The organism is Pseudomonas umsongensis (assembly GCF_002236105.1).
GTDB lineage: Bacteria > Pseudomonadota > Gammaproteobacteria > Pseudomonadales > Pseudomonadaceae > Aquipseudomonas > Aquipseudomonas umsongensis.
On the sequence record NZ_NIWU01000002.1, the window covers coordinates 867,134 to 889,340 of the forward strand.

Annotated in this window: 22 protein-coding genes; 7 read left to right on the forward strand and 15 right to left on the reverse strand. The window is 59.5% G+C overall.

The annotated features are described in order from the left end of the window. Positions 1 to 15 precede the first annotated feature (15 nt). Positions 16 to 1,314 carry a mechanosensitive ion channel family protein gene (locus PSUM_RS14350; RefSeq protein ID WP_020795413.1) on the reverse strand — a complete coding sequence of 433 codons (1,299 nt, stop codon included), beginning with the start codon at positions 1,312 to 1,314 and terminating at the stop codon, positions 16 to 18. Between the two features lie 192 nt (positions 1,315 to 1,506). Between PSUM_RS14350 and PSUM_RS14355 the strand changes: the two genes are divergently transcribed. Beyond that, on the forward strand, positions 1,507 to 2,847 hold the full coding sequence (locus tag PSUM_RS14355) for a DEAD/DEAH box helicase (protein ID WP_033043023.1): 1,341 nt from the start codon (positions 1,507 to 1,509) through the stop codon (positions 2,845 to 2,847). Positions 2,848 to 2,990: 143 nt separating this feature from the next. On the opposite strand, the gene PSUM_RS14360 is transcribed toward PSUM_RS14355, so the two are convergent. Both PSUM_RS14360 and PSUM_RS14365 read right to left on the reverse strand, forming a co-directional pair. Then, the gene (locus PSUM_RS14360) at positions 2,991 to 3,266 is read right to left on the reverse strand and encodes a hypothetical protein (protein WP_033043015.1); all 276 of its coding nucleotides are present in this window, start codon (positions 3,264 to 3,266) and stop codon (positions 2,991 to 2,993) included. A 69-nt stretch (positions 3,267 to 3,335) separates the two neighbouring features. Further along, positions 3,336 to 4,070, reverse strand: coding sequence for a DUF899 domain-containing protein (locus PSUM_RS14365; protein ID WP_033043014.1), 735 nt, complete (start codon positions 4,068 to 4,070; stop codon positions 3,336 to 3,338). A gap of 179 nt (positions 4,071 to 4,249) precedes the next feature. On the opposite strand from PSUM_RS14365, the gene PSUM_RS14370 reads away from it, so the two are divergent. Beyond that, entirely contained in the window at positions 4,250 to 4,639 is a 390-nt protein-coding gene (locus PSUM_RS14370) for a hypothetical protein (RefSeq protein ID WP_033043012.1), read from the forward strand. A 59-nt stretch (positions 4,640 to 4,698) separates the two neighbouring features. Here PSUM_RS14370 and PSUM_RS14375 read toward each other — a convergent pair whose 3' ends face one another. The 3 genes from PSUM_RS14375 to PSUM_RS14385 form a co-directional block, all read right to left on the reverse strand. Continuing rightward, positions 4,699 to 5,559, reverse strand: coding sequence for a DUF6279 family lipoprotein (locus PSUM_RS14375; protein WP_033043011.1), 861 nt, complete (start codon positions 5,557 to 5,559; stop codon positions 4,699 to 4,701). A gap of 76 nt (positions 5,560 to 5,635) precedes the next feature. Further along, entirely contained in the window at positions 5,636 to 6,358 is a 723-nt protein-coding gene (locus tag PSUM_RS14380; RefSeq protein WP_020795407.1) for a TorF family putative porin, read from the reverse strand. 202 nt (positions 6,359 to 6,560) lie between these two features. Further along, on the reverse strand, positions 6,561 to 6,749 hold the full coding sequence (locus PSUM_RS14385; RefSeq protein WP_020795406.1) for a hypothetical protein: 189 nt from the start codon (positions 6,747 to 6,749) through the stop codon (positions 6,561 to 6,563). Positions 6,750 to 7,098: 349 nt separating this feature from the next. Between PSUM_RS14385 and PSUM_RS14390 the strand changes: the two genes are divergently transcribed. The 3 genes from PSUM_RS14390 to PSUM_RS32370 all read left to right on the forward strand — a co-directional run bounded on the left by PSUM_RS14390 (position 7,099) and on the right by PSUM_RS32370 (position 9,215). After that, positions 7,099 to 7,935: a CvfB family protein gene (locus PSUM_RS14390; RefSeq protein ID WP_020795405.1), complete on the forward strand. Its 837-nt coding sequence runs from the start codon at positions 7,099 to 7,101 to the stop codon at positions 7,933 to 7,935. A 33-nt stretch (positions 7,936 to 7,968) separates the two neighbouring features. Next, on the forward strand, positions 7,969 to 8,901 hold the full coding sequence (locus tag PSUM_RS14395) for a DMT family transporter (protein WP_083348413.1): 933 nt from the start codon (positions 7,969 to 7,971) through the stop codon (positions 8,899 to 8,901). A 185-nt stretch (positions 8,902 to 9,086) separates the two neighbouring features. Next, positions 9,087 to 9,215, forward strand: coding sequence for a PA1414 family protein (locus tag PSUM_RS32370; RefSeq protein ID WP_007914492.1), 129 nt, complete (start codon positions 9,087 to 9,089; stop codon positions 9,213 to 9,215). Positions 9,216 to 9,299: 84 nt separating this feature from the next. On the opposite strand, the gene PSUM_RS14400 is transcribed toward PSUM_RS32370, so the two are convergent. The 6 genes from PSUM_RS14400 to speB all read right to left on the reverse strand — a co-directional run bounded on the left by PSUM_RS14400 (position 9,300) and on the right by speB (position 14,922). Continuing rightward, positions 9,300 to 9,551, reverse strand: coding sequence for a phosphopantetheine-containing protein (locus tag PSUM_RS14400; protein WP_033040242.1), 252 nt, complete (start codon positions 9,549 to 9,551; stop codon positions 9,300 to 9,302). Positions 9,552 to 9,617: 66 nt separating this feature from the next. Further along, positions 9,618 to 10,343: an MBL fold metallo-hydrolase gene (locus tag PSUM_RS14405; RefSeq protein ID WP_083348414.1), complete on the reverse strand. Its 726-nt coding sequence runs from the start codon at positions 10,341 to 10,343 to the stop codon at positions 9,618 to 9,620. 86 nt (positions 10,344 to 10,429) lie between these two features. Next, positions 10,430 to 11,809 carry a sodium:solute symporter family protein gene (locus PSUM_RS14410; RefSeq protein WP_083348415.1) on the reverse strand — a complete coding sequence of 460 codons (1,380 nt, stop codon included), beginning with the start codon at positions 11,807 to 11,809 and terminating at the stop codon, positions 10,430 to 10,432. Between the two features lie 163 nt (positions 11,810 to 11,972). Then, a complete protein-coding gene (locus PSUM_RS14415) occupies positions 11,973 to 13,484 on the reverse strand; it encodes a purine-cytosine permease family protein (protein ID WP_083348416.1) in 1,512 nt (503 codons plus the stop codon). Positions 13,485 to 13,539: 55 nt separating this feature from the next. Then, positions 13,540 to 13,962 (reverse strand): YybH family protein, encoded by a 423-nt coding sequence (locus PSUM_RS14420; protein WP_033040244.1) that lies wholly within the window; start codon positions 13,960 to 13,962, stop codon positions 13,540 to 13,542. Positions 13,963 to 13,971: 9 nt separating this feature from the next. Next, entirely contained in the window at positions 13,972 to 14,922 is a 951-nt protein-coding gene (gene speB, locus PSUM_RS14425; protein ID WP_008060136.1) for an agmatinase, read from the reverse strand. 335 nt (positions 14,923 to 15,257) lie between these two features. Between speB and PSUM_RS14430 the strand changes: the two genes are divergently transcribed. Beyond that, on the forward strand, positions 15,258 to 16,151 hold the full coding sequence (locus tag PSUM_RS14430) for a LysR family transcriptional regulator (protein ID WP_007984914.1): 894 nt from the start codon (positions 15,258 to 15,260) through the stop codon (positions 16,149 to 16,151). A gap of 5 nt (positions 16,152 to 16,156) precedes the next feature. Next, complete coding sequence (locus tag PSUM_RS14435) at positions 16,157 to 16,753, forward strand: tRNA-uridine aminocarboxypropyltransferase (RefSeq protein ID WP_083348417.1); 597 nt, start codon at positions 16,157 to 16,159, stop codon at positions 16,751 to 16,753. 31 nt (positions 16,754 to 16,784) lie between these two features. On the opposite strand, the gene PSUM_RS14440 is transcribed toward PSUM_RS14435, so the two are convergent. The 3 genes from PSUM_RS14440 to PSUM_RS14450 form a co-directional block, all read right to left on the reverse strand. After that, positions 16,785 to 18,149 carry an HlyD family type I secretion periplasmic adaptor subunit gene (locus PSUM_RS14440; protein WP_020795395.1) on the reverse strand — a complete coding sequence of 455 codons (1,365 nt, stop codon included), beginning with the start codon at positions 18,147 to 18,149 and terminating at the stop codon, positions 16,785 to 16,787. A 9-nt stretch (positions 18,150 to 18,158) separates the two neighbouring features. Beyond that, positions 18,159 to 20,318, reverse strand: coding sequence for a type I secretion system permease/ATPase (locus PSUM_RS14445; protein WP_020795394.1), 2,160 nt, complete (start codon positions 20,316 to 20,318; stop codon positions 18,159 to 18,161). Between the two features lie 134 nt (positions 20,319 to 20,452). Beyond that, positions 20,453 to 21,811, reverse strand: a complete 1,359-nt coding sequence (locus PSUM_RS14450) for a TolC family outer membrane protein (RefSeq protein WP_083348418.1) — start codon at positions 21,809 to 21,811, stop codon at positions 20,453 to 20,455. Positions 21,812 to 22,207 lie beyond the last annotated feature (396 nt).

Here is a 22,207-nt window from a genome sequence, read left to right on the forward strand (position 1 = left end):
ACAGGGTTTGCGTTGCTACATAACGTGTTTTTCGGCCTCCGGCATGTGGCTCGCGCCCAGCACCGCTGGCAACAGCCCGGCCCGCAAATCCCCGCCACTCGGCTGCTGATAAAGGCTCAAGCCAAACTCCGGCAACACCGCCAGCAGGTAATCGAAAATATCCCCCTGGATCCGCTCGTAATCGGCCCACGCCGTGGTGCGGGTGAAGCAGTAGATTTCCAGCGGAATACCTTGGGCCGTGGTCTGCATTTGTCGAACCATGCAGGTCATATTCGGCTGAATCTCTGGGTGACTCTTGAGATACGCCAGCGCATAAGCGCGAAATGTGCCGATATTGGTCATGCGCCGGCGGTTGGCCGACATCGCCGCGACATTGCCCTGGGCTTCGTTCCAGGCCTTGAGTTCGGCCTGTTTACGGCTGATGTAGTCGGTCAGCAGGTGTACCTGGGACAGCCTCAGTTCCTCGTCATCGCGGATGAACCGCACGCCACTGGCGTCGATGAACAGGCTGCGCTTGATCCGCCGGCCGCCGGACTGCTGCATGCCGCGCCAGTTCTTGAATGATTCGGACATCAGGCGCCAGGTCGGGATCGAAACGATGGTCTTGTCGAAATTCTGCACCTTGACCGTATGCAGCGTGATGTCGACGACATCGCCATCGGCACCGACCTGTGGCATCTCGATCCAGTCGCCGACCCGTAGCATGTCGTTGCTGGTCAACTGCACGCTGGCGACGAACGACAGCAGGGTGTCCTTGTAGACCAACAGGATTACCGCCGACATGGCGCCCAGGCCCGACAGCAGCAACAGCGGCGAACGGTCGATCAATGTGGCGACGATGATGATCGCGCCAAACACGTACAACACCATTTTCGCCAGTTGCACATAGCCCTTGATCGAGCGGGTGCGGGCGTGTTCGGTGCGGGCGTAGATGTCCAGCAGGGCATTGAGCAGGGCCGTGATCGACAGCAGCAGGAACAGAATTGTGAACGCCAGTGCCACGTTGCCGAGGAAGACCATCGCGGTTTTGCTCAGCTCCGGTACCAGGTGCAGGCCGAACTGGATGACCAGCGACGGTGTGATCTGTGCCAAGCGTTGGAACACCTTATTGTGACGCAAGTCGTTGATCCAGTGCAGCGCCGGCTGGCGGCCGAGGATTTTGCTGGCGTGCAGGATCAGGTAGCGCGCCACTCGTCCGAGGACCAGGGCAATGACCAGCAACACCACCAGTGCCAGGCTGGCATGCACGAGCGGGTGCTGGTCAAGGGCACCCCAGAGGTCTTGGGCATTGAGCCAGAGCTGTTTGATATCCATGGGCAAAAACGATTCTTTAATGGGACACGGGGGACGATTAGAGCACTTAAGACGTTTTGTATGACCGTCGGTGACAAATCGGGCAATAAAAAAACCACTGTTTACCGCCTTTTGTACAAAGAAACTCGGCCTACGCGCTCGAAACCGGTAACCTATGCAGCTGTTTTTTTGTATTTCTTCGAGGTAGCACCCGTGTTTTCCGAATTCGCCTTGCACGAACGCCTGCTCAAAGCCGTGGCCGAGCTTAAATTTGTCGAGCCAACGCCAGTGCAAGCAGCGGCTATTCCGCTGGCGCTCCAAGGGCGTGACCTGCGGGTGACAGCGCAAACCGGTAGCGGCAAGACCGCTGCATTTGTCTTGCCGATCCTCAACCGCTTGATCGGCCCGGCCAAGATCCGTGTCAGCATCAAGACCCTGATCCTGCTGCCAACCCGCGAGCTGGCCCAACAAACCTTGAAAGAGGTTGAACGCTTCGCGCAGTTCACCTTCATCAAGTCCGGCCTGATCACCGGCGGTGAAGACTTCAAGGTCCAGGCTGCCATGCTGCGCAAGGTGCCTGACATCCTGATCGGTACGCCGGGGCGGATGATTGAGCAACTGAACGCCGGTAACCTCGATTTGAAAGAAGTCGAAGTGCTGGTGCTCGACGAAGCCGACCGCATGCTCGACATGGGTTTCGCCGAAGACGTGCAGCGTCTGGTGGACGAGTGCACCAACCGCCAGCAGACCATGTTGTTCTCCGCCACCACCGGTGGTTCTGGCTTGCGCGAGATGGTCGCCAAGGTGTTGAACAACCCTGAGCACCTGCAGCTCAACGCGGTCAGCCAGCTGAACGAGACCACCCGTCAGCAGATCATCACCGCTGACCACAACCAGCACAAAGAACAGATCGTCAACTGGCTGCTGGCCAACGAGACCTACCAGAAGGCCATCGTCTTCACCAACACCCGGGCCATGGCCGACCGCATCTATGGCCGCCTGGTAGCCCAGGAATACAAGGCGTTCGTGCTGCACGGCGACAAGGACCAGAAGGATCGCAAACTGGCGATCGACCGTCTGAAGCAGGGTGGGGTGAAAATCCTCGTGGCTACCGACGTTGCCGCTCGCGGCCTGGACGTGGACGGCCTGGACCTGGTGATCAACTTCGACATGCCGCGCAGCGGCGACGAATACGTACACCGTATCGGTCGTACTGGCCGCGCCGGCAACGATGGCCTGGCCATCTCGCTGATCTGCCACGGCGACTGGAACCTGATGTCGAGCATCGAGCGCTACCTCAAGCAGAGCTTCGAGCGTCGCACCATCAAGGAAGTCAAAGGCGCTTACGGCGGACCGAAAAAGGTCAAGGCCTCCGGCAAGGCTGTCGGCGTGAAGAAGAAAAAGACCGACGCCAAGGGCGACAAGAAAAAAGTCGCCGCCAAGACTCCAACCAAGCGCAAGAGCGTCAACCGGCCCAAGAGCGACTCTCTGGTCAGCAAAGACGGAATGGCCCCGCTCAAGCGTCGCAAGCCAGAAGCGCCGGCCGCTGAGTAAGCACCTCGGCTAGCCCAATAAAAACCCGGACAGTGTCCGGGTTTTTTACATCAAAAGATCGCAGCCTGCGGCAGCTCCTACACCAAATCACCGGTAGGAGCTGCCGCAGGCTGCGATCTTTTGATTTTTTGATCTATTGATCTTTAGCTTTCCGCTTTCTTCTCTGCGGTACCCAGTTCCTTTAGCCGCTGATCGATCAACTGGCACTTGTCCGGCAAATCCTTGGAAGCAGTGCCCAGGTCCATCTTCTGCAACTCGTCGTTGATCTCCTTGGCCTTGGCCGGGTTCTGCTCGGTGAGCTTGGTGACTTCCTTGGCCAGCTGCTCGCGCTTGAGGGTGGCCTCCTCGGGAGTGCAGGCCCAAACGGGCAGGGCGCAGGCGAGGGTAGTGGCGAGGGTGAGTTTCAGCAGGATTTTCATCTGTCGGGCCTCGGTTCCGGTTAAGGCGGGTTAACCGGTTGAGGCTTGCAGCAGGGAAAAAGTTCACCCTCATCCCCCATGGCAGCAGCTCGTCGGTGCTTTATCCTCATACCGATCATGATGTCGCACCCAATCCATGATTTCATCTTCGTTGCGTCCCTTGGGCGTCAGGTCGAGGTAGTTGTAGGTCCCTACCAGCAGGTCCAGCCCTCGGGCATAAGTGGAGTAGGTGTGGAAAATCTCGCCGGTGTCGTTGCGATAAAACACACTGAGGCCGGGAAGCTCTTCTTCCGAACCGTAGGTTTTTTCGTAGTTGTAGGTGGCCCTTCCGGCGGCGACGTCTTCGGGGCGGGCCGTCACACCGAAGTCATAATTGAAATCACAGCCTTCGGACGACACCCAGTCGAATTTCCAGCCCATGCGCCGCTTGAACGCCTGGAACTGGGCGAACGGTGCGTGGGATACCGCCACCACAGAGACATCGTGGTGCGCCAGATGCTGGTTCGCCCCGTCGATGTGGTCCGACAGGAAAGAGCAACCTGGGCAGCCTTCGTCCCAGCCGTCGGCGAACATGAAATGGTAAATGACCAACTGGCTTCGGCCACCGAACAGGTCGGCGAGTTTCAGTTCACCGTCAGGCCCCTGGAAGTGGTAGTCCTTGTCGATTTTCACCCACGGCAAGGCGCGGCGCTCTGCGCTGAGCCTGTCCCGCTCCTTGGTGAAGGCTTTTTCATGGGCCAGGTGTTGTTTGCGCGCGGCAAGCCATTCTTCCCGCGACACAACGGGGTGGTTCTGAATATTCATTTGGTTTTCTCCTGCGTGATGCGGGGAGGCGACTTACACAGCCTAGTCGTTTGGCGTACCGGCAAATCGACATACCGTCGGTCGGTAGCGGTATGGAAACTCGGGCTGAACGGCTGCCGTGCTCTTTTGTCACAACTATGAAGACCCTCTCACTCACGGCTACCGGAGGTTGATTCGGGATGATGACTTATAACTGGGATTTGATTGAGCGCTTACTGCATGAAGTGCAGAACGGTGAGGCTAGCTTTACCCCGCGCCACTACGCCGAACAGTACGCCGCGCAGAAAGCCGCTGAAGGTGAGCAGCCTGAAAACCTGGACCACCTGAAGGCGGTGGCCGGCGAGTATGAAAAGTTACTGTTAATGCGCGGTTATATCGAGCCGCGGCCCGAAGAGCAGGGCGGTACTGGTTCGAACTACATTTTAACGATGCGTGGTTCGAGGCTGTTGAGCCTGATTGACAGCAGTATTCCGGGCGATGAGCATCCGCGTCAGGTGCTGGACGAGCAGGAGGACGCATTAAACGAATTGACGTTTGATGAAGTGGCTTCCAAGGCGCAGATTGCCTGATTGTATTTAATGCTCCTGTGGGAGCGAGCTGGCTCGCTCCCACAATGTATACGTGGCATTCAACCTGATTTGAGACACTTCAAATCACTGAAATCCTTCTTCACGCCCTCGATCTTCGTCAACAAGCGCTCACGTTGTTGTGGCGTACTTTGCGCCATCAAATCCACAAACAGCGCCCGCGCCTGGGCTTCGGTGTTGGCGAAGGCCTGTCGATAGGCGGGTGTCCATAAGCTTTCGCGGTTGACCAGGAGCGTCTCGATTCGCTGTGGGAATTGTGGTGCCTGGCGCTGCGCCACGGCGGCACTGAACTGTTTCTGCCAGTGGACGCGGTTGGCAATCCACTCGGTGTTCTGGTCGCCCAAGGCATTCGACCAGGCCATGACTCGCTGTTGTTGCGAGGGGCCGAGTGGTCCGAGCCATTCATTCAGGCGCTTCACCATGCGCTCGCCACGCTTTTTTATCTGCTGGTCCAGCGGTGGTTTCACGTATCGCTCCTGGCGCTTGCGCTGGTCCTTGGCGAAGGCCTCGTTCATTTCCGCGACCTGATTGTCGTCCAGGCCCTGCAGCAATTCGATGGCTGACGGGGTGATTTCCCGGGCTGTTTCGGCAATCGCTTTTTCGGCTTCCGCCGTGCGCGCCTTCAGTGCGTCATCGGTGACCTGATTGGTCGCGATCATGGTCTGCAAGCGGTCCAGCCAGTCGAGATAACCCGGCATTTGTGTCGTGCAATGCCAGCTCAGGTGTTCCTTCAGGCGTTCATTGAGCCAGCTTTTCTGCTCGCCGTTCATGTCCAGGTAATCGCTGAGCGTCCAGGGAATGATCACGTCGAGGTTGCGATAAGCCAGGCCCATGCGGTTGCACGCGCCGAGGGCGAGGGTGAACATGAGCACAAAGGCAATGTGTTTGATCCAGCGTGACATGGGCGAATCCTTGCGAAGCCTGGTTTCTGGCGCTGATTCTCATCTGAACGCGCAATGAACCCGGCAGTTCAGCCCATCAGTAGAAGGTGTGTTCGGCCTTGAGGGTGAGGAGTGCGTCGCACTGGCTGTTTTGCCCGGTATAGGCTGAACAATAGCTGCCGCTGAGGCTGGAATCGCTATAGATTAAATCGAGGTCGATGCCCATGAACGGTCGGGACAGTTTTACCGACCAATCGGTGAAGCTACCGACATACCCACCGTCCACGGCGACCGGCGTGTTCAACTGATGGGTGGTGTATTTCATGCTGACGCCGATGCCGAACGGCTGGTTGCCGCGCAGGTCGGCAAACAGCGTGCTGTTCTGCTTGTCTGGATCGTTGCTCAAGGCTGCGCCGAAGCGGCTGCCCAGCAGGGTCAGGCCACCGAAGATTTCCTGGCTGTCGAGGGTCGCAACTTCGGGGTAGCTGTAATGGATGATGCCCACTTCGTAGCCAAGGACCTGGTCGAAGGGTTGCTTGAAGCCCGCGTAAGAGTCGATTTCGAGGTTTTTTCCCGGGCTGATGCCCATGCTCGGCGACCATTGGCCGACGTAGAAACCGCTGTCATGGGTCAGGTCCAGGCCGCCATGGAACGAACCGATGGCCGATGGCTTGACGAGGCCTTGGGCCATGCTGCGGCTGGGACTGCTCCCGAGCTTGAGGTCGAAATCCCCCAACTCGCGTTGAAAGATTTGCCCGTGCACCGCCTGGCTCGCCAGCAGGCCGCCGAGCAGCAAGGATAAAAAAGAAGGTGTGCGCATGCGTCACTCCATGAACTGCGGACAGGCTAAGGCCTGCTGAAACGCTTGATCTAGACGCGTGCAAGGATACCGACGAATAATGAGCCGCGTAGGCCGTTCGTCGATTTTTACAAGAAAGGAGGGTCAGGCGAGGATGTTGCCAGGTTCCAGTCCAAGCGCTTCGAAGCTCAAAGCGCTTAGGGACCAGGTGCAGCGCAGGCTATTACTTCTTGCCCAGGGTGATCTGCTTGGATGGGCCGAACGACTGGCCGCTGACACCTTTGGCAATTTGCTGGATTTCACCACCGGATTTGAGGAACGCAGCGATCTGGTTGTTGATCGATTCGCTGGTTTCGACGGCTGGAGCTGGCTTTGCTTTGCTGTTGGATGCTTTTACGCGCATGGCGGCCATTAACCTGTAGAAAATTAACTTGGCCAGGCATCGTACAGGATTAACTGCCTATTTGCTTGGCAAATATCCGCTGGGGCACATTGAGTGGGGGTGCCATAATAGGCGAGTTGGATTATGAAATATCGCCCTAAGCCGCTGTTTTAACTAAGAACCCGATGAAAATATAGCGTTTTCGCCTTGGGCGGGCGGCAAGGACAATCGCCGATCCGGTCTGACGAGCGGCGGCCAGAAAATGGCAAAGCCTGGAAAAATTAAGGCCTTGCAGGGAATTTCTGGCGCCATCGGGCTGACTGGCGATCCTGACCGCTAAAACCGGGTAGAATGCCGCCACGCAATGAGGGTATTGGACATGGCTTTAGTTGGGCGTTACAACAGTTTGCAAGTAGTTAAACACACTAACTTCGGTTTATATCTGGACGGTGGCGCGGATGGCGAAATCCTGTTGCCTAATCGTTATATTCCAAAAGATATTCCCAGCGAAGATGAAGACTGGCTAAACGTTTTTGTTTATCTGGACAGCGATGACAAACTCATCGCAACGACTGAAAAGCCGAAAGTTCAAGTCGGTGAATTTGCCAGTTTGAAAGTTGTGGAAGTCAACAGCATTGGCGTATTCCTGGATTGGGGGCTGCCCAAAGACCTGCTGCTGCCGTATTCGGAAGAAAAACGCCAGATGACGGCCGGGGAATACGCCGTGGTGCATGTCTACCTCGACAAGCATACCCGTCGCATTACGGCGACCGCGCGCCTGGATCGGTACCTGGACAAGACGCCCGCCAACTACACCCCAGGCCAGGAAGTTGACTTGCTGGTGGCCGAAGCCACCGACATGGGTTTCAAGGCCATCATTAACAACAAGCACTGGGGCCTGATTCACAAGAACGAAATCTTCAAGTTCATGCGCGCTGGCAAGGAAGAGAAGGGCTTCATCAAGGAAGTTCGTAGCGACGGCAAGATCAGCCTGAGCCTGCAACCCGTAGGCGTCGAAGCGGCCAGTAGCCTGAACTCCAAGATCCTCGCCAAGTTACGCGAGAACAACGGCAGCCTGGCAGTCAGCGACAAAAGCGATCCGACCCTGATCAGCAGCATGTTCGGCGTCAGCAAGGGCAACTTCAAAAAGGCTATCGGCGCGTTGTACAAGAACGGCCAGATCGTGATTCATGCCGATCGTATCGAATTGAGCTGAGTCGCCCATGTGCTTTGATGTCGAGGTATCAGGGTGAGCGTCACCCGGCGCAGCGCCGATGGATTTGCCCTGCAAGTGATGGTGGGGTTGTGCCTGGTCTGGGGCATTCAGCAGGTGATGATCAAGTGGGCGGCGCCCGATATTGCGCCGGTCATGCAGGCAGCAGGGCGTTCGGGAATGTCCGCGCTGCTGGTGGGATTGTTGATCTGCTGGAAGGGTGGCTGGGATCAGGTAGGCGCCACCTGGCGTGGCGGGCTGTTGGCCGGGGCCTTGTTTGGCCTGGAGTTCCTGTTCATTTCCGAAGGCCTGCAATTGACCACGGCGGCGCACATGTCGGTGTTCCTCTACACCGCGCCGATTTTTACGGCGTTGGGCGTGCACTGGTTGCTGCCGAGTGAGCGTCTGCGGCCTGTGCAATGGCTGGGCATTTTCCTGGCCTTCGTCGGGATCGGCATTGCGTTTGCTGCAGGGGTGTCCTGGGATAACCTCGATCGCCGCATGTTGCTGGGCGATGCGTTGGGCGTACTGGCGGGGGCTTGCTGGGGGGCGACCACTGTGGTGGTGCGCGCGTCGCGTCTGTCGGAGGCGCCGGTGACCCTGACTTTGTTTTACCAGTTGATCGTCGGTTTTGTCGGCCTGCTGCTGATTGCATTGCTCAGCGGCCAGATTACCCATGTCAGCTTGACCGGCGTCGCGCTGGCCAGTGTGCTGTTCCAGGGCATCGTGGTGTCGTTCTTCAGCTATCTGGTCTGGTTCTGGTTGCTGCGCCGTTATCTGGCGGCCAACCTCGCGGTTTTTTCATTCATGACGCCCTTGTTTGGCGTCACGTTCGGGGTTGTCCTGCTGGGGGAGGCGCTGAGCCTCAACTTCGTCATCGGTGCCGTGCTGGTGTTGCTGGGGATTACCTTCGTCAGCGCTGAACAGTGGGTACGTCGCCGGTTGCGCAGGGTCCTTGGGCAGGCTTGAACGGCTGGCATGCAGGCCGCCCGCGGTCTGTGATGCGCCAAGATGAAGTCAGGCCGTCGGATTGTGATCCATTCAGTAACAGATCGTTGTGATGTTCGACGAGCATTGCTCGACACTTCGGACTATTATCAGTGCGAAGCGGCTACAGAATTCCGGTCGCCCGGCACTACCCTGAAGGGGGCATCATGAAAGAGAAAATTCAAAACTGGCTGCACGACTTGGGTGTTGCACTCGGTTTGATCGAACCGCCTCTGCAACCTGTGCCTATTCGCACCGACGACGAACAGCGCCGACGCCAGCAGCGTCGCCGGTAATCGCGACGCCGTCTTTGCAGCAGCAGCCAAGGGCTGCTGCTCGCTGCTCCATGCGCAGTGATGCGTGCAGGAAGATCGGCCAGGTCAATGCCGACCGATCTCCATCAAGAACCGGCTCAAGTCGTTCGCCGTCCTGGCGGTCTTGAGCATCTGGTCTTCCTCGGCGGTGAAAGCCGTCAAGCCAAGTTCGTCTTCGAGATGGAAGATCAAGTCTTCGATATCCGCTTTATCCAATCCCAACTGCGCCAGGCTGGCGTTGTCGTCGAAGTCAACCTGGCCTTCCAGCAGACGGCTGATGAAGTGATGTACAGCGGCACGCACGGCAGCTTTCTTCATGGCAGGTCTTCTACGATTGTGGTGACTGTCCCTGCTGGTTGTTCCTGAGGTTGAGTACAGCAGGCTTCAGGCGTGTGAGCGCTGCCACTGGTCAATCATGTGCCGCAGATGGTCCCCGGAAAAACTGCCGAAGTGCCCGCCATGTACCGTACGGATCGGCAGGGCGCGCAAGCGCTGCAGGCTGCGTGCGTAATCATCGAGGTTGGAGTGGTAGGCGTCTTCGATCAACGGCCCATCGTAGATGATGTCGCCGCTGAACAGGGTCTCGGTGGCCGCTTCGTACAGGCTGATGCCTCCCGGCGAGTGCCCTGGCGTATGCAGCACTTGCAGCACCCGGTTGCCCAGGTCGAGCACGTCGCCTTCGTCGATTGTCCCGGTGGCCGGTGCAGCCTTGACCCGATATTCGGCGTAGCACAATGGGCAATCGGGGTGCGCTTCGAACATGTCATCGCCGACAAAGGCTTTGCTCAAGTCATTTTCGCCGTCCGGCGCGGCGAGGATGTTCGCTTCGGCCGGGTGTACCAGGCGCTCGGCGAATTCGTGATGCCCGGCAATGTGGTCGAAATGGCAGTGACTGGCCACTGCCACCAAGGGTCGCTCGGTAATCCACGGCAGCTGTTCGCGCAGGCTGACCAGCCCCGAGCCGCTGTCGAGTAGCAGGTCTTTGTCGCGGCCTTGTATGTGCCAGAGGTTGCAGCGATAGAAGGGGCGAATGTAAGGCTCGTGAATCAGGCGGATGCCATCACTGAGCTGTTTGACTTCGAACCAGTGATCGCGGCTGACGATCTTCATGGGCAGTTTCCTTCAAGCGAAAAAAAACGAGTGTGGCAACCGACGCCACACTCGTCGAAGAAAGCATCAAGTCGTTATGTTTCAGCTTAGGCGGCGCTTGCCTGCATCGCGGGGCGAGGGGACAACAGGCTGACCACCACGAAGCTCACCAGGCCTACGGCGAGGCTGTAGTAGATCGGCGTATTGGCGTCCAGGCCGTCCTTGAACATGAACACCAGTGCGGTGGCGAAGCCCAGGCCCATGCTGGCGATGGCGCCGGCGGTGGTGGCGCGTTTCCAGAAGATGGCGCCAATCAGCGGAACCAGCATGCCGCCCACCAACAGGTTGTAGGCCAGGGTCAGGGCGCTGATCACGTCGTTTACGACCAGGGCGATACCCAGCACCACGACACCGGTCAGCAGGGTAACCAGGCGGTTCAGGCCCAGGCTCGACTGTTTGCCGCCGCGCAGTTTTGGCAGCAGGTCTTCGGTCAGGGTGGTGGCGGCGGCGAGCAGGCCGGCGCTGGCGGTGGACATCATGGCGGCCAGTGCGGCAGCGATCACCAGGCCACGGATACCGTCCGGCAGGGACAGTTTGACGATGGCGGCGAAAGCGTTGTTGACGTTGTCCAGGTCCGGGATCAGTACGTGGGCAGCCATGCCGATCAGGGCGCAGGCCAGACCGTAGAGGATGCAGTAGACACCGGCGAACGTACCGGCAACCTGGGCCACTTTGGCGGTCTTGACGGTGAACACCCGTTGCCAGATGTCCTGGCCGATCAGGATGCCGAAGAAGTAGATCATGAAGTAGGTGATGATGGTGTCCCAGCCGATGGTGGTGAAGCTGAAGCTTGCCGCCGGCAGTTTCAACACCAGTTCATCCCAGCCGCCGACGCGGTACAGGCAGATTGGCAACAGGATGAACATCAGGCCCACGGTCTTGATGACGAACTGGACAATGTCGGTCAGGGTCAGCGACCACATGCCGCCAATGGCCGAATAGACCACCACGACGCCACCGCCGAGCAGGACCGAGACCCAGAACGGCAGGCCGAACAGGACTTGTAGCACGGTGCCGATGGCCAGGATCGAGGTCACGCCGATCATCAGCGCGTACGCCAGCATGATTGCCGCGCTCGCGGAGCGCGCCATCGGGTTGTAGCGTTTTTCCAGCACCTGGGTGACGGTGTAGATCTTCAGTTTCAACAGCGGTTTGGCGAGGAACAGGTTCAGCGCGACGATCCCGCAACCCAGTGCGGCGCACAGCCAGAAACCGGAGATGCCATGCACGTAGCCCAGGCGCACGGTGCCCACGGTGGACGCGCCGCCCAGGACGGTGGCAGCCATGGTGCCCATGTACAGGCTCGGGCCGAGGTTACGACCGGCGACCAAAAAGTCTTCGTTGGTCTTGGCCTTGCGCATGCCGTAATAGCCGAGTATCAGCATCGCGGCGGCGTAGATGAGTACGACGAATAAATCCAAAGCCATTGTGGCGTGTCTCCGATTGTCTTTTTTATGTGAAACAAAAGCGTTTCTGTGGGGCTGCTTTCTGTGGGAGCGAGCCTGCTCGCGAAAGCGGTCTGTCAGTCACATCAGGGTTGAATGTGCCGCCGTCTTCGCGAGCAAGCCCGCTCCCACAGGTGGATCTGCGTCAGGCCGGCTGACGCAGATCAGGTTTTGTCGTAATGCTTGTGCGCTTGCTACGTGAATCATTGGGTCCGAACACCGCGCTCGATTCCGGGAACAGGCTCAGCAGCGCCAGGTACACCAGCGAGGCCAGGCCCAGGGTGACCGGCAGGCTGATGTCGATACCGCCAGCCATTTCGCCCAGTGGTCCGACGAATTGCCCCGGCAGGTTCACGAAGCACAGGCCGACAGCCGCGCTCGGGATCCAGGCACCCAGGCCACGCCAGTTCCAGCCGTGGGTGAACCAGTAGCGGCCACCTTTCTCGCCACGGGTAAACACTTGCAGGTCATCCGGGCAGTAGAAGCCGCGACGCACCAGCAGGCCGATGATCATGATCACCATCCAGGGGGTGGTGCAGGTGATGATCAGCACGGCGAAGGTCGAGACGCTCTGCACCAGGTTCGCCGCGAAGCGACCGATGAAGATGAAGGCAATCGACATCACACCGATCAGCAGCGTGGCCTTGACCCGCGACAGTACCCGGGGGAACACGCTGGACATGTCCAGGCCAGTGCCGTACAGCGAAGTCGTACCCGTGGACATGCCGCCGATCACCGCAATCAGGCAGACAGGCAGGAAGAACCAGCTCGGCGATACCGCCAGCAAGCCGCCGACATAGTTGTTGGCTGCGATGTAGTCCGGTGCCTTGATCGCTACGATGGTGGCGGTGGTCAGGCCGAACAGGAACGGGATGAAGGTCGCGATCTGCGAAATCACCACCGCTGCCATGATCCGGCGCTTGGAGGTCTCACGCGGAATGTAGCGCGACCAGTCGCCCAGGAACGCCCCGAAGGAGATCGGGTTGCTCATGGCCACCAGCGCGGCGCCGATAAACGCCGCCCAGAAACCCGGTTGTCCCATGTTCACGGTGCCGGCGTAGTTAACATCGAAGGGACCTGCGAACGCGAAAACGCCCAGCAGGAACAACAGGCTGGCGCTCCACACTGCGATCTTGTTGACCCACAGCAGGAAACGGAAACCATAGATGCACACGGTCAGCACCAGGATCGCGAACAGACCGTAGGCCAGGCCCAGGGTCAGGTCGGTTTCCGGCAGGCCGATCAGGCGTTTGGCGCCACCGATCAGCGCATCACCCGAACTCCACACCGACAGCGAGAAGAAGGCGATGGCGGTCAACAGCGACAGGAACGAACCGACGATCCGCCCGTGCACGCCGAAGTGCGCACCGGAAGACACGGCGTTGTTGGTCCCGTTGATCGGGCCGAACAGGCCCATCGGCGCGAGGATCAGCGAACCCAGCAACACGCCCAGCACAATCGCCAGCACGCCCGCCTGAAAGGACAGGCCAAACAGCACCGGGAAGCTGCCAAGTACGGCGGTGGCAAAGGTGTTGGAACCCCCGAAGATCATCCGGAACAAGTCCGTCGGGCCTGCGGTGCGTTCGTTGTCCGGGATCTGTTCGACCCCGTGGGTTTCAATTTGCGTAAGGCTTTGGTCGTTGTTGTTGTTATTCATGATCTGCTCCGATCATAAAGGCGCGCTCATCGTGCGTGAGCGTCACCTGTGTTGGCTAAGGGGATGGCAGCCCTTCCGGCATCGCGGACAAATGTTCGTGGCAGGCCAGCCATAGGCCTTGTTGTTCTTGGCCAGACGCTTGTTTCCTGAAAACAATCGTCTCGCGCTCCTGGCTAAAGTGCTGCTCCCCTTGCATGCGCAGCTCGGTGGCCACGTCATGGATGAAAATCGCCGCGTCACCTTGCAGGCTGACGAAAGCGTTGCTCGAGGTGCATGAGAGCACCTCGAAGCCGTCCTCGGCGCGCCAGCTGTCCCACAATGCCTGGTAGGCATCGCGCGACAGCAGGGGCTGTTCGAGGGTGTAGAAGACGAAGCTGGCATCGGCGTTGAACGCGCCGAAGTAGGCTTCGCGATCGTTGCGGGCGAAGGCGGATACCAGATCGGCAGCCGCTTTCAAGACCTGATCGCGTTCATTCATGACCGATCCTCAGCGATGGACCACACCAGGCAGTACGCAGAGCATTTCGTACAGCAGGTTGGCGGCCAGCAGCGAGGTGTTACCGGTGGTGTCGTAAGCGGGCGAGACTTCTACCAGATCGCAACCGACCAGGTCCAGGCCTTGGCAGCCACGAACGATCTCGATTGCCTGAATGGTCGTCAGGCCACCGATTTCCGGGGTGCCGGTGCCAGGTGCCCAGGCCGGGTCGATACCGTCGATGTCGAAGCTCAGGTACACCGGACCGCCGCCGACTTTCTCGCGCACTTCGGCCATCAGGGGGGCCAGGGATTTGTGCCAGCACTCTTCGGCCTGAACCACGCGGAAGCCCTGGTTACGGCTCCAGTTGAAATCGTCAGCGGTGTAGCCCTGGGCGCGCAGACCGATCTGGACCACACGGTCCGGGTCGATAAGGCCTTCTTCAACGGCGCGACGGAACGTGGTGCCGTGGGCGATTTTCTCGCCGAACATGTGATCGTTCACATCGGCGTGGGCGTCGATGTGCACCAGGCCGACCTTGCCGTGCTTTTTATGGATGGCACGCAGGATCGGCAAGGTGATGGTGTGGTCGCCACCCAGCGTCAGGGGGATCACATCGTGTTCGAGGATATTGTCGTAGGATTCTTCGATGATCCGTACGGCATCCAGCAGGTTGAAGGTGTTGATCGCCACGTCGCCGATATCGGCAACCGACAGCGAATCGAACGGCGCAGCGCCAGTGGCCATGTTGTACGGGCGAATCATCACCGATTCAGCGCGAATTTCGCGAGGCCCGAAGCGGGTGCCAGGGCGCAGGGAAGTGCCGATGTCCAGCGGCACGCCGACAAAAGCGGCGTCCAGACCTGCAGCGGTCGGTACGTGGGGGAGTCGCATCATGGTGGCGATGCCGCCGAAGCGCGGCATTTCGTTGCCGCCCAGTGGTTGGTGAAGAATCTTGTCCACGGGTAAGGCCTCATCGTCGTTGTTTTATTTATTGGGTTTCGCCGTTCACGGAGGGCACGGGCGAACCTTGTGGCAGCGATTCTGCGAAATGTAGTGGCCGGGAAGAATCGCTACGGGCAAATACTTAGTTCAGATTTTTCTAAACTAATGGAAGTGGGAGAGATAGACTTCACAGGTTGAACGCCGCAACCCATGTGGGAGCGGGCTTGCTCGCGAAGGCGTCGTGTCAGTCGATATCAATGTTGCCTGATACACCGCCTTCGCGAGCAAGCCCGCTCCCACAGTTGATCTCCATCGCCATGAGCATCACGCGCTATTTTGTAATCGGAGCCCCCATGGCCAACGCTTTACCCGACCTGAAACTTTTGCGCATTTTCGTCAGCGTGGTCCGCCATCAGGGCTTCGCCAACGCCCAGCAAGAGCTCAACCTTTCGACGTCAGCCATCAGCACCTACATGAGCCAGCTCGAATCCGCCCTGGGGCTGGTGCTGTGTCATCGCGGCCGTGGCGGGTTCAGCCTGACCAGCAAGGGTGAGCTGTTTCATCAGGAAACCCTGCGTTTGCTAGGTGAGCTCGAAGGTTTCGAACAATACGCCGCCGCGCTCAAGGGCGAGTTGCGTGGCACGCTGAACCTGGGGGTGATCGACTCCACGGTCAGCGACAAAGCCTTGCCGTTCGCCGAAGCCATTGGCGCCTACAGCCAGGAGCACCCGGCGGTGCACTTGCACTTGTCGGTGATGAGCCCCTATGAACTGCAACTGGGTGTGCAGGACAACCGCCTCGACCTGGCCATCGGCGCGTTTTCCACGCGCATGAGCGGTCTGGTGTACATGCCGCTGTACCGCGAACAGCACTGGTTGTATTGCAGCACGCGGCACCCGTTGTTCAATGAACGGCGCATTCCCGAGCAAGTCATCACCCAGCAACGTATGGTCGGCCGAGGCTACTGGAGTCAGGCCGAGCTGGCCCGTCACGGCTTCAAGCACAGTGCCGCGACCGTGGAGAGTATGGAGGCGCAGCTGATTCTGGTGCTGTCCGGCGCCTACATCGGTTACCTGCCGGAACACTATGCCCAGGCGTGGGCCGACAAGGGTGACCTGCGTGTGTTGCTGCCGGCGACCTTCGGTTATCAGGCTCCGTTCTCGATGATCGTGCGCCGGGGGCGTAGTCGCGAGCCGTTGATCCAGACCTTTCGCGATTTGCTCAAAGCACAACTCAACCAGGCGTGAAGAAGATGCCGAGAATTCAATGCCCCCGCTGCCTGCGTCCTCAGAGCCATTGCCTGTGCCCGCTGATCCCCAGCCTCGACAGCCGCACCCGAGTGTTGCTGCTGCAACACCCGAGCGAAGTGAACCATGCGCTGAACACCGCGCGGTTGGCGGCGCTTGGGTTGAAGAACGCCGAGCTGATCGTCGGTGAGGTGTTCGAGGATCTGCCGAGGTTATTAAGTCAGACGGGCTATCAGGCGCGGTTGTTGTTTCCCGGCGAGGATGCGCATCCGATGCAGGCGTATACCGCATCCGATGAGCCGCTGTTGCTGGTGGTCCCGGACGGAACCTGGCGCAAGGCGCGCAAGATGTTGCACTTGAACCCGTTGCTGGCGGCGCTGCCCAGGGTAACCCTGGCCGAGGGTGGCGTGTCCCGCTATCGACTGCGCAAGGCGCCAGGGCCCGGAGCGTTGTCGACGGTGGAGGCAATAGTGCAGGCGCTGGAAACTCTAGAGGCGCCGACCTCGTTTGCGCCGTTGCTCAAGCCGTTTGAAGCACTGATCGAGGGGCAGATTGCGGCGATGGGGGAGGAGACTTTCCTACGCAATCACACCCACCAATAGTTCCCACGCAGAGCGTGGGAACGATCGGTAGCTAGCGCTCGCGCATCGCCTCGGTCCGTGCTTTCAGCACCGGTTTAAGCAGGTAGTCCAGCACCGTCTTTTCCCCGGTAATGATATCCACCGTCGCCACCATCCCCGGAATGATCAGCAATGGTTTCGCGTCCCCGCCAAGGTGGTTTTTATCGGTGCGCACCTGGATCAGGTAAAAGCTGTTGCCCTTGTCGTCGGTGATGGTGTCGGCACCGATCAATTCCAGCTTGGCACTCAGGCCACCGTAGATCGTGTAGTCGTAGGCACTGAACTTGACCATGGCTTTCTGGCCCGGATGCAGGAACGCCACGTCCTGTGGTCGAACCTTGGCCTCGATCAGCAGGTTGTCTTCCAGCGGTACGATTTCCACCATGTCACTGCCGGGCTGGACCACACCGCCGATGGTGTTGACCTTCAACAGCTTGATAATGCCCTTGACCGGCGAGGCCACGGTAGTGCGGGTCACGCGGTCGTCGATGGCAATGCTCGAGGCCGTGATTTTCGACAGGTCGGTGCGTTTCTCATTCAGCTCTTTCGCTGCATCCGAGCGGAACGACTGTTCGGACTCGTCGATCTTGCTGCGGATCTCGGCAATGGCCGATTCCGCCCGGGGAATGGCCAGGGTAGTGGCGTTCAGTGAGCCGCGGATTTCCACCGCGCTGCGCTTGAGCCGCAGGATCTCCACCGGCGACACGGCGCCGGTCTTGACCAGGGGCTCGGACATTGCCATCTCCTGGTTGACCAACGCCAGGCTGGAGCCGTACTGCCCGGCTTTGGAACGAAACTCCGCCAGTTCCTGGGTTTTTTGCCGCAGTTGTTCGGTCAACGTGCGTTGTTCGCTGGCCAGTCGGCGTTGGCGCTGTTCGTACAGCGAGCGTTCGTCTTCGGCGACTTGCGGCGCCTTGGCGATCACCTCTTCCGACAGCTTGAATGGCCGTCCTTCGGCTTCGGCCGACAGGCGTTCGACCTGAGCGGTCAGCGCGTAACGATCGACCTCGCTTTCGCCCTTGTTCGACAGGTAGCGCGTGTCATCCAGGCGTAGCAGGGTATCGCCCTTGTTCACCATTTGCCCTTCACGCACGAAGATCTCGGTGACGATGCCGCCCTCAAGGTTCTGGATCACCTGGACCTTGCTCGACGGAATCGCCTTGCCTTCGCCCATGGTGACTTCCTGCAGTACCGCGAACTTGGCCCAGGCCAAAGCGCTGATCAGCAACGCGGCGGCGAGCCACACGGTGATCCGCGACCAGCGTGGGGAGTCCTGTAGAGCGGCGCCAGCCGTTTCCGGCATGTACTCGGCTTCGGCACTTTTGCCGAAACTGTCAAAGTAGCCACGTGCTTTCGATGCATTCGATGAAGCAGGCATAGGCGACTCCTAGACGGCCGCAGAGCCGACACGGCCCTTGCGCAGTGCATCGATGACCGCTTCTTTCGGGCCGTCGGCGACGATCCTCCCGTTGTCCAGTACCACCAGGCGATCGACCAGACTGAGCATCGAGGTGCGATGGGTCACCAGCAGCAGGGTCTTGCCCTGGACCCAGGCGTGGAGTTTTTGCCGCAAGGCGTCTTCGCTGCTGTTGTCCATGGCACTGGTGGGCTCGTCGAGCAGTATGATCGGTGGGTCGAGCAATAAAGCGCGGGCCAGCAATACTGCTTGGCGTTGACCACCGGACAGCAGTTGCCCACGCTCGCCGACCGGGCGGTCGAAGCCTTGCGGGTGTTGCCGGGCGAGTTCGGTGACGCCGGTCAGTTCAGCCACTTCGAGCATGCGTGCGTCACTGATGTAGCGCGCGCCCAGGGTCAGGTTGTCACGCAGGCTGCCGGCCAGCAACGGCAGGTCATGGGCAACGTAACCGATCTGATGGCGCAGGTCGGCGACGTCCAGTTGGCGCAGGTCCAGGCCATCGAGCAGCAATTGGCCTTGCGCCGGTTCGTAGAACCCCATCACCAGGCGCGCCAGGGTGCTTTTGCCGGAGCCGCTGCGACCGATGATGCCAATCCGTTCGCCGGGTTTCACGCTGAAACTGACATTGGCCAGCGCCGGGGCGTTCTGGCCGTTGTAGTGGAAGGTCACGCCGACGACATCCAGGGCGCCTTGCAGTTGTGTGCGTTCCAGCGGCCGTTGTCTGGCATCGCGCTCCTGGGGCAGGGACATCAGCGCGTCGGTGCTTTTCATGGTCAGTTGCGCTTGCTGGTAGCGGGTGATCAGGCCGGCGATTTGCCCCAGCGGCGCCAGGACGCGACTGCCGAGCATGTAGGTCGCTACCAACGCACCGACGCTGAGGTTGCCGGCGATGATGCTGTAGACCCCGGCGACGATGGTCGCCATGCCGGAAAACTGTTGGATGAACAGCGTGCCATTGGTGGCCAGCGCCGAGAGATTGCGCGCGTGGCTGTCGAGGCGGGTGAGGGCGCCGTGGGTGCTTTCCCATTTGTGCTGGCGTTCGCTTTCGGCGCTGCAGGCCTTGAGGGTTTCCAGGCCGCCCAGGGTTTCGATCAGCAGGGCTTGGCGTTCGGCGCCCAGGGCCAGGCTTTTCTGCACGGTGTCACGCAAGCGCGCCTGAATGATCATGGCGAAAATGATCGTGATCGGAAACGCCAGCAGCGGAATCACCACCAGCCAGCCACCCAGCAGGCCGATCACCACCAGCATCAGCAGTGCGAAGGGCAGGTCGATCAGGCTGGTGAGGGTGACGGCGGTGAGGAACTCGCGCAGGCCCTGGAAATCGTGAATGCTCTGGGCGAAGCCACCAATGGTCGCAGGCTTGGCTTTCATCGCCATGCCGGTGATGCGTTCGAACAGGGTCGCCGAGAGAATCACGTCGGTTTTCTTGCCGGCAGTGTCCAGTAGATGCGCGCGCACCACCCGTAGCACCAGTTCGAAACCGGTGCCGATCAGCAGGCCGATGGACAACACCCACAGGGTCGAGGTGGCCTGGTTCGGCACCACGCGGTCGTAGGTCTGCATCACGAACAGCGGCACCATCAGCCCCAGCAGGTTGATCAGGAAGCTCGCCAGGATCGCGTCGCTGTACAACCATTTCGACAGCTTCAGGGTGTCGCGAAACCACGCCTCTACCCGTGGCACCAGCGGTGAACGAAGGTCTTCGAGTTCATGCCGTGGCCGGGCGAACAGCGCCTGGCCACTGTAATGCCCGGCAAGCTCTTGCGTCGTGGTCCATTGTTCGCCGCCATCGGCTTCGCTGGGCAAAACCAGGACCCGGCCATCCTCGCCAAAGCGGCGCAGCACGGTAGTACGACCGTTGTTGAGCAACAGCAACACTGGCAGGTTAAGTGCAGAGATGTCTTTGAGGTCGCGGCGCAACAGGCGCGCCTGCAATCCGGCCCGGGCCGCTGCGCGGGGCAGCAGGTCCAGGCTCAGGCGTTGGTGTGCCATAGGCAGCCCGGCACTCAGGCTGGCGCGACTGACCGTCGCGCCGTGGAGTTTGCAGAGGATCAACAGACCGTCAAGAAGCGGGTCATCGAAGCTCAGGCGTGGATCGACACCGGTGTTGGCGGTTTCCATGCTGGTCACATTGATCGCTCCGGTAATTGCATAGATACCTGCACATCAGCCCGTAGGAGCTGCCCCAAGCTGCGATCTTTTGACTTTGATTTTAAGAAAGAAAAGATCAAAAGATCGCAGCCTGCGGCAGCTCCTACAGGGGGTTATTTGAGTTCAGGCAGGCGAGCTTCGCTTTTCACTTCGGCCTGGGCGATTGCATCGGCCGGCAGCACCACGCGCTGTTTGCTCAGCAACTGACCCATGTTCGCCAGCACCCGGTACATCGAAAACTCCTCGGTGTAGCGTACTTCGGTGTAGCGGCGATTGGCGTTGTAAAGCTCGTTTTCGCTGTCCAGCAGGTCGAGCAGGGTCCGTTGGCCGAGGCCGAACTGATCCTGATACGCCACGCGTACGCGTCGGCTGGTTTCGGCATACTCGCGGGCGGTCGGGGTTTGCTTCTTGGCGTTGACCATCGCGTTCCAGGCCAGGTGGATGTTTTCGTTGAGCTGGCGCAGGGCGTTGTTGCGAATGTCCATCGCCTGATTGATCTTGTGGGCATCGGACTGCAGGCGCGCCTTGTCACTGCCGCCGCGGAACAGGTTGTAGTTCATCACCACCCCGACCCGCCACTCGTTGTCATGGCCTTCTTCGCCCGCGATGTTGTTGTTCGCGCCCACCGCGGCTTCGGCGTCGAAGCGCGGGTAGAACGGCGACTTGGCGACTTCGTACTGGCTCTCGGCTGATTGCACGTCGGCCTGGGCGGATTTCAGGTAGGGGTTGTTCTCCACCATGCTTTGCTGGGCATCCGGCAGGGAGGCTGGCACCTCGCCGCGGATCGACGGCGGGGCTTCCAGTTCATCGGGTAGGCGCCCGACGACGGCGGCGAAGTTCGACTCGGCATCGGCCAAATCGACTTCGGCGGTGTCGAGGTTGTTTTCCGCCAGTGCCCGACGGGCAGTGGATTGGTCGGCGTCGGCGGTGCTGCCGATCCCCCGCTGGGTGCGCATGCCGATCTGGTCGTTGACTCGCAGGTGCGCTTGCAGGTTGTTCTTGGCCAGGGTCACCAGTTCACGGCGCTTGAGCACTTCGAGGTAAACCTCGGCGGTGCGCAGGGCCAGGTCCTGGGCGGTGCCTTGGGCGTAGTACGCCCGGGAGTTGACGACGCCCTTGGTCCGCTCGACTTCGTTGGCGGTGTTGAACCCATCGAAGAGCATTTGACGAAGGCGCAGTTCTGATTGGGTGTAATTGAGGATTTCGGTGTGGTGATTACCCAACGCGCGGGTGTTGGTGTTGTCGCTGTACCCGCGCCCGTACGCGGCATTGAGGTCCACCGATGGATAAAAGCCCCCCTTGGCGACCTTCACATCTTCATCAGCCGACAGACGGCTGTCCACCCGCGATGCAAGCTCCGGGTGGGTGGCGATAGTGCTCTGGATCGCTTCCGTCAGTGACATTGCATGCGCTTGGGTACCGCAGGCAATCGCCAGCAGAACCGCGCTGCAGAGGGGGTTTAAAAGACGCATGGTTCATCTCCCTGAATCCTAATGATGCTTTATGAGTCGCCAATTATTTGACGACATTTATAGGTAAAACCGTTTCATGCTTGTAACAAGAGAGCTAAGAACATTTTGAGGCGAACCTAAGAAGTTTTTCTCATAAGACTTATGCCAAAAAAAACTTATGTACTCTGCCAAATCCAGCACATTGTTCACTGCGAAAGCCCTTGATTTATGTGCCTTATGGCGATCATCAGGGCTTAAGGAAAGTTCAAGTCCAATTATCGAAAAAGGACGGAGAGGTGCTGGAGGGGAGGGATGCGGCGCAGACTGGGGTGACGGTTTTTTGTCGCCAATGTGATTCAGGACTGTTACGCAACGCTGGTGGATGACGTTGTAGAGGCGGCTAGCCCAATGCCATTG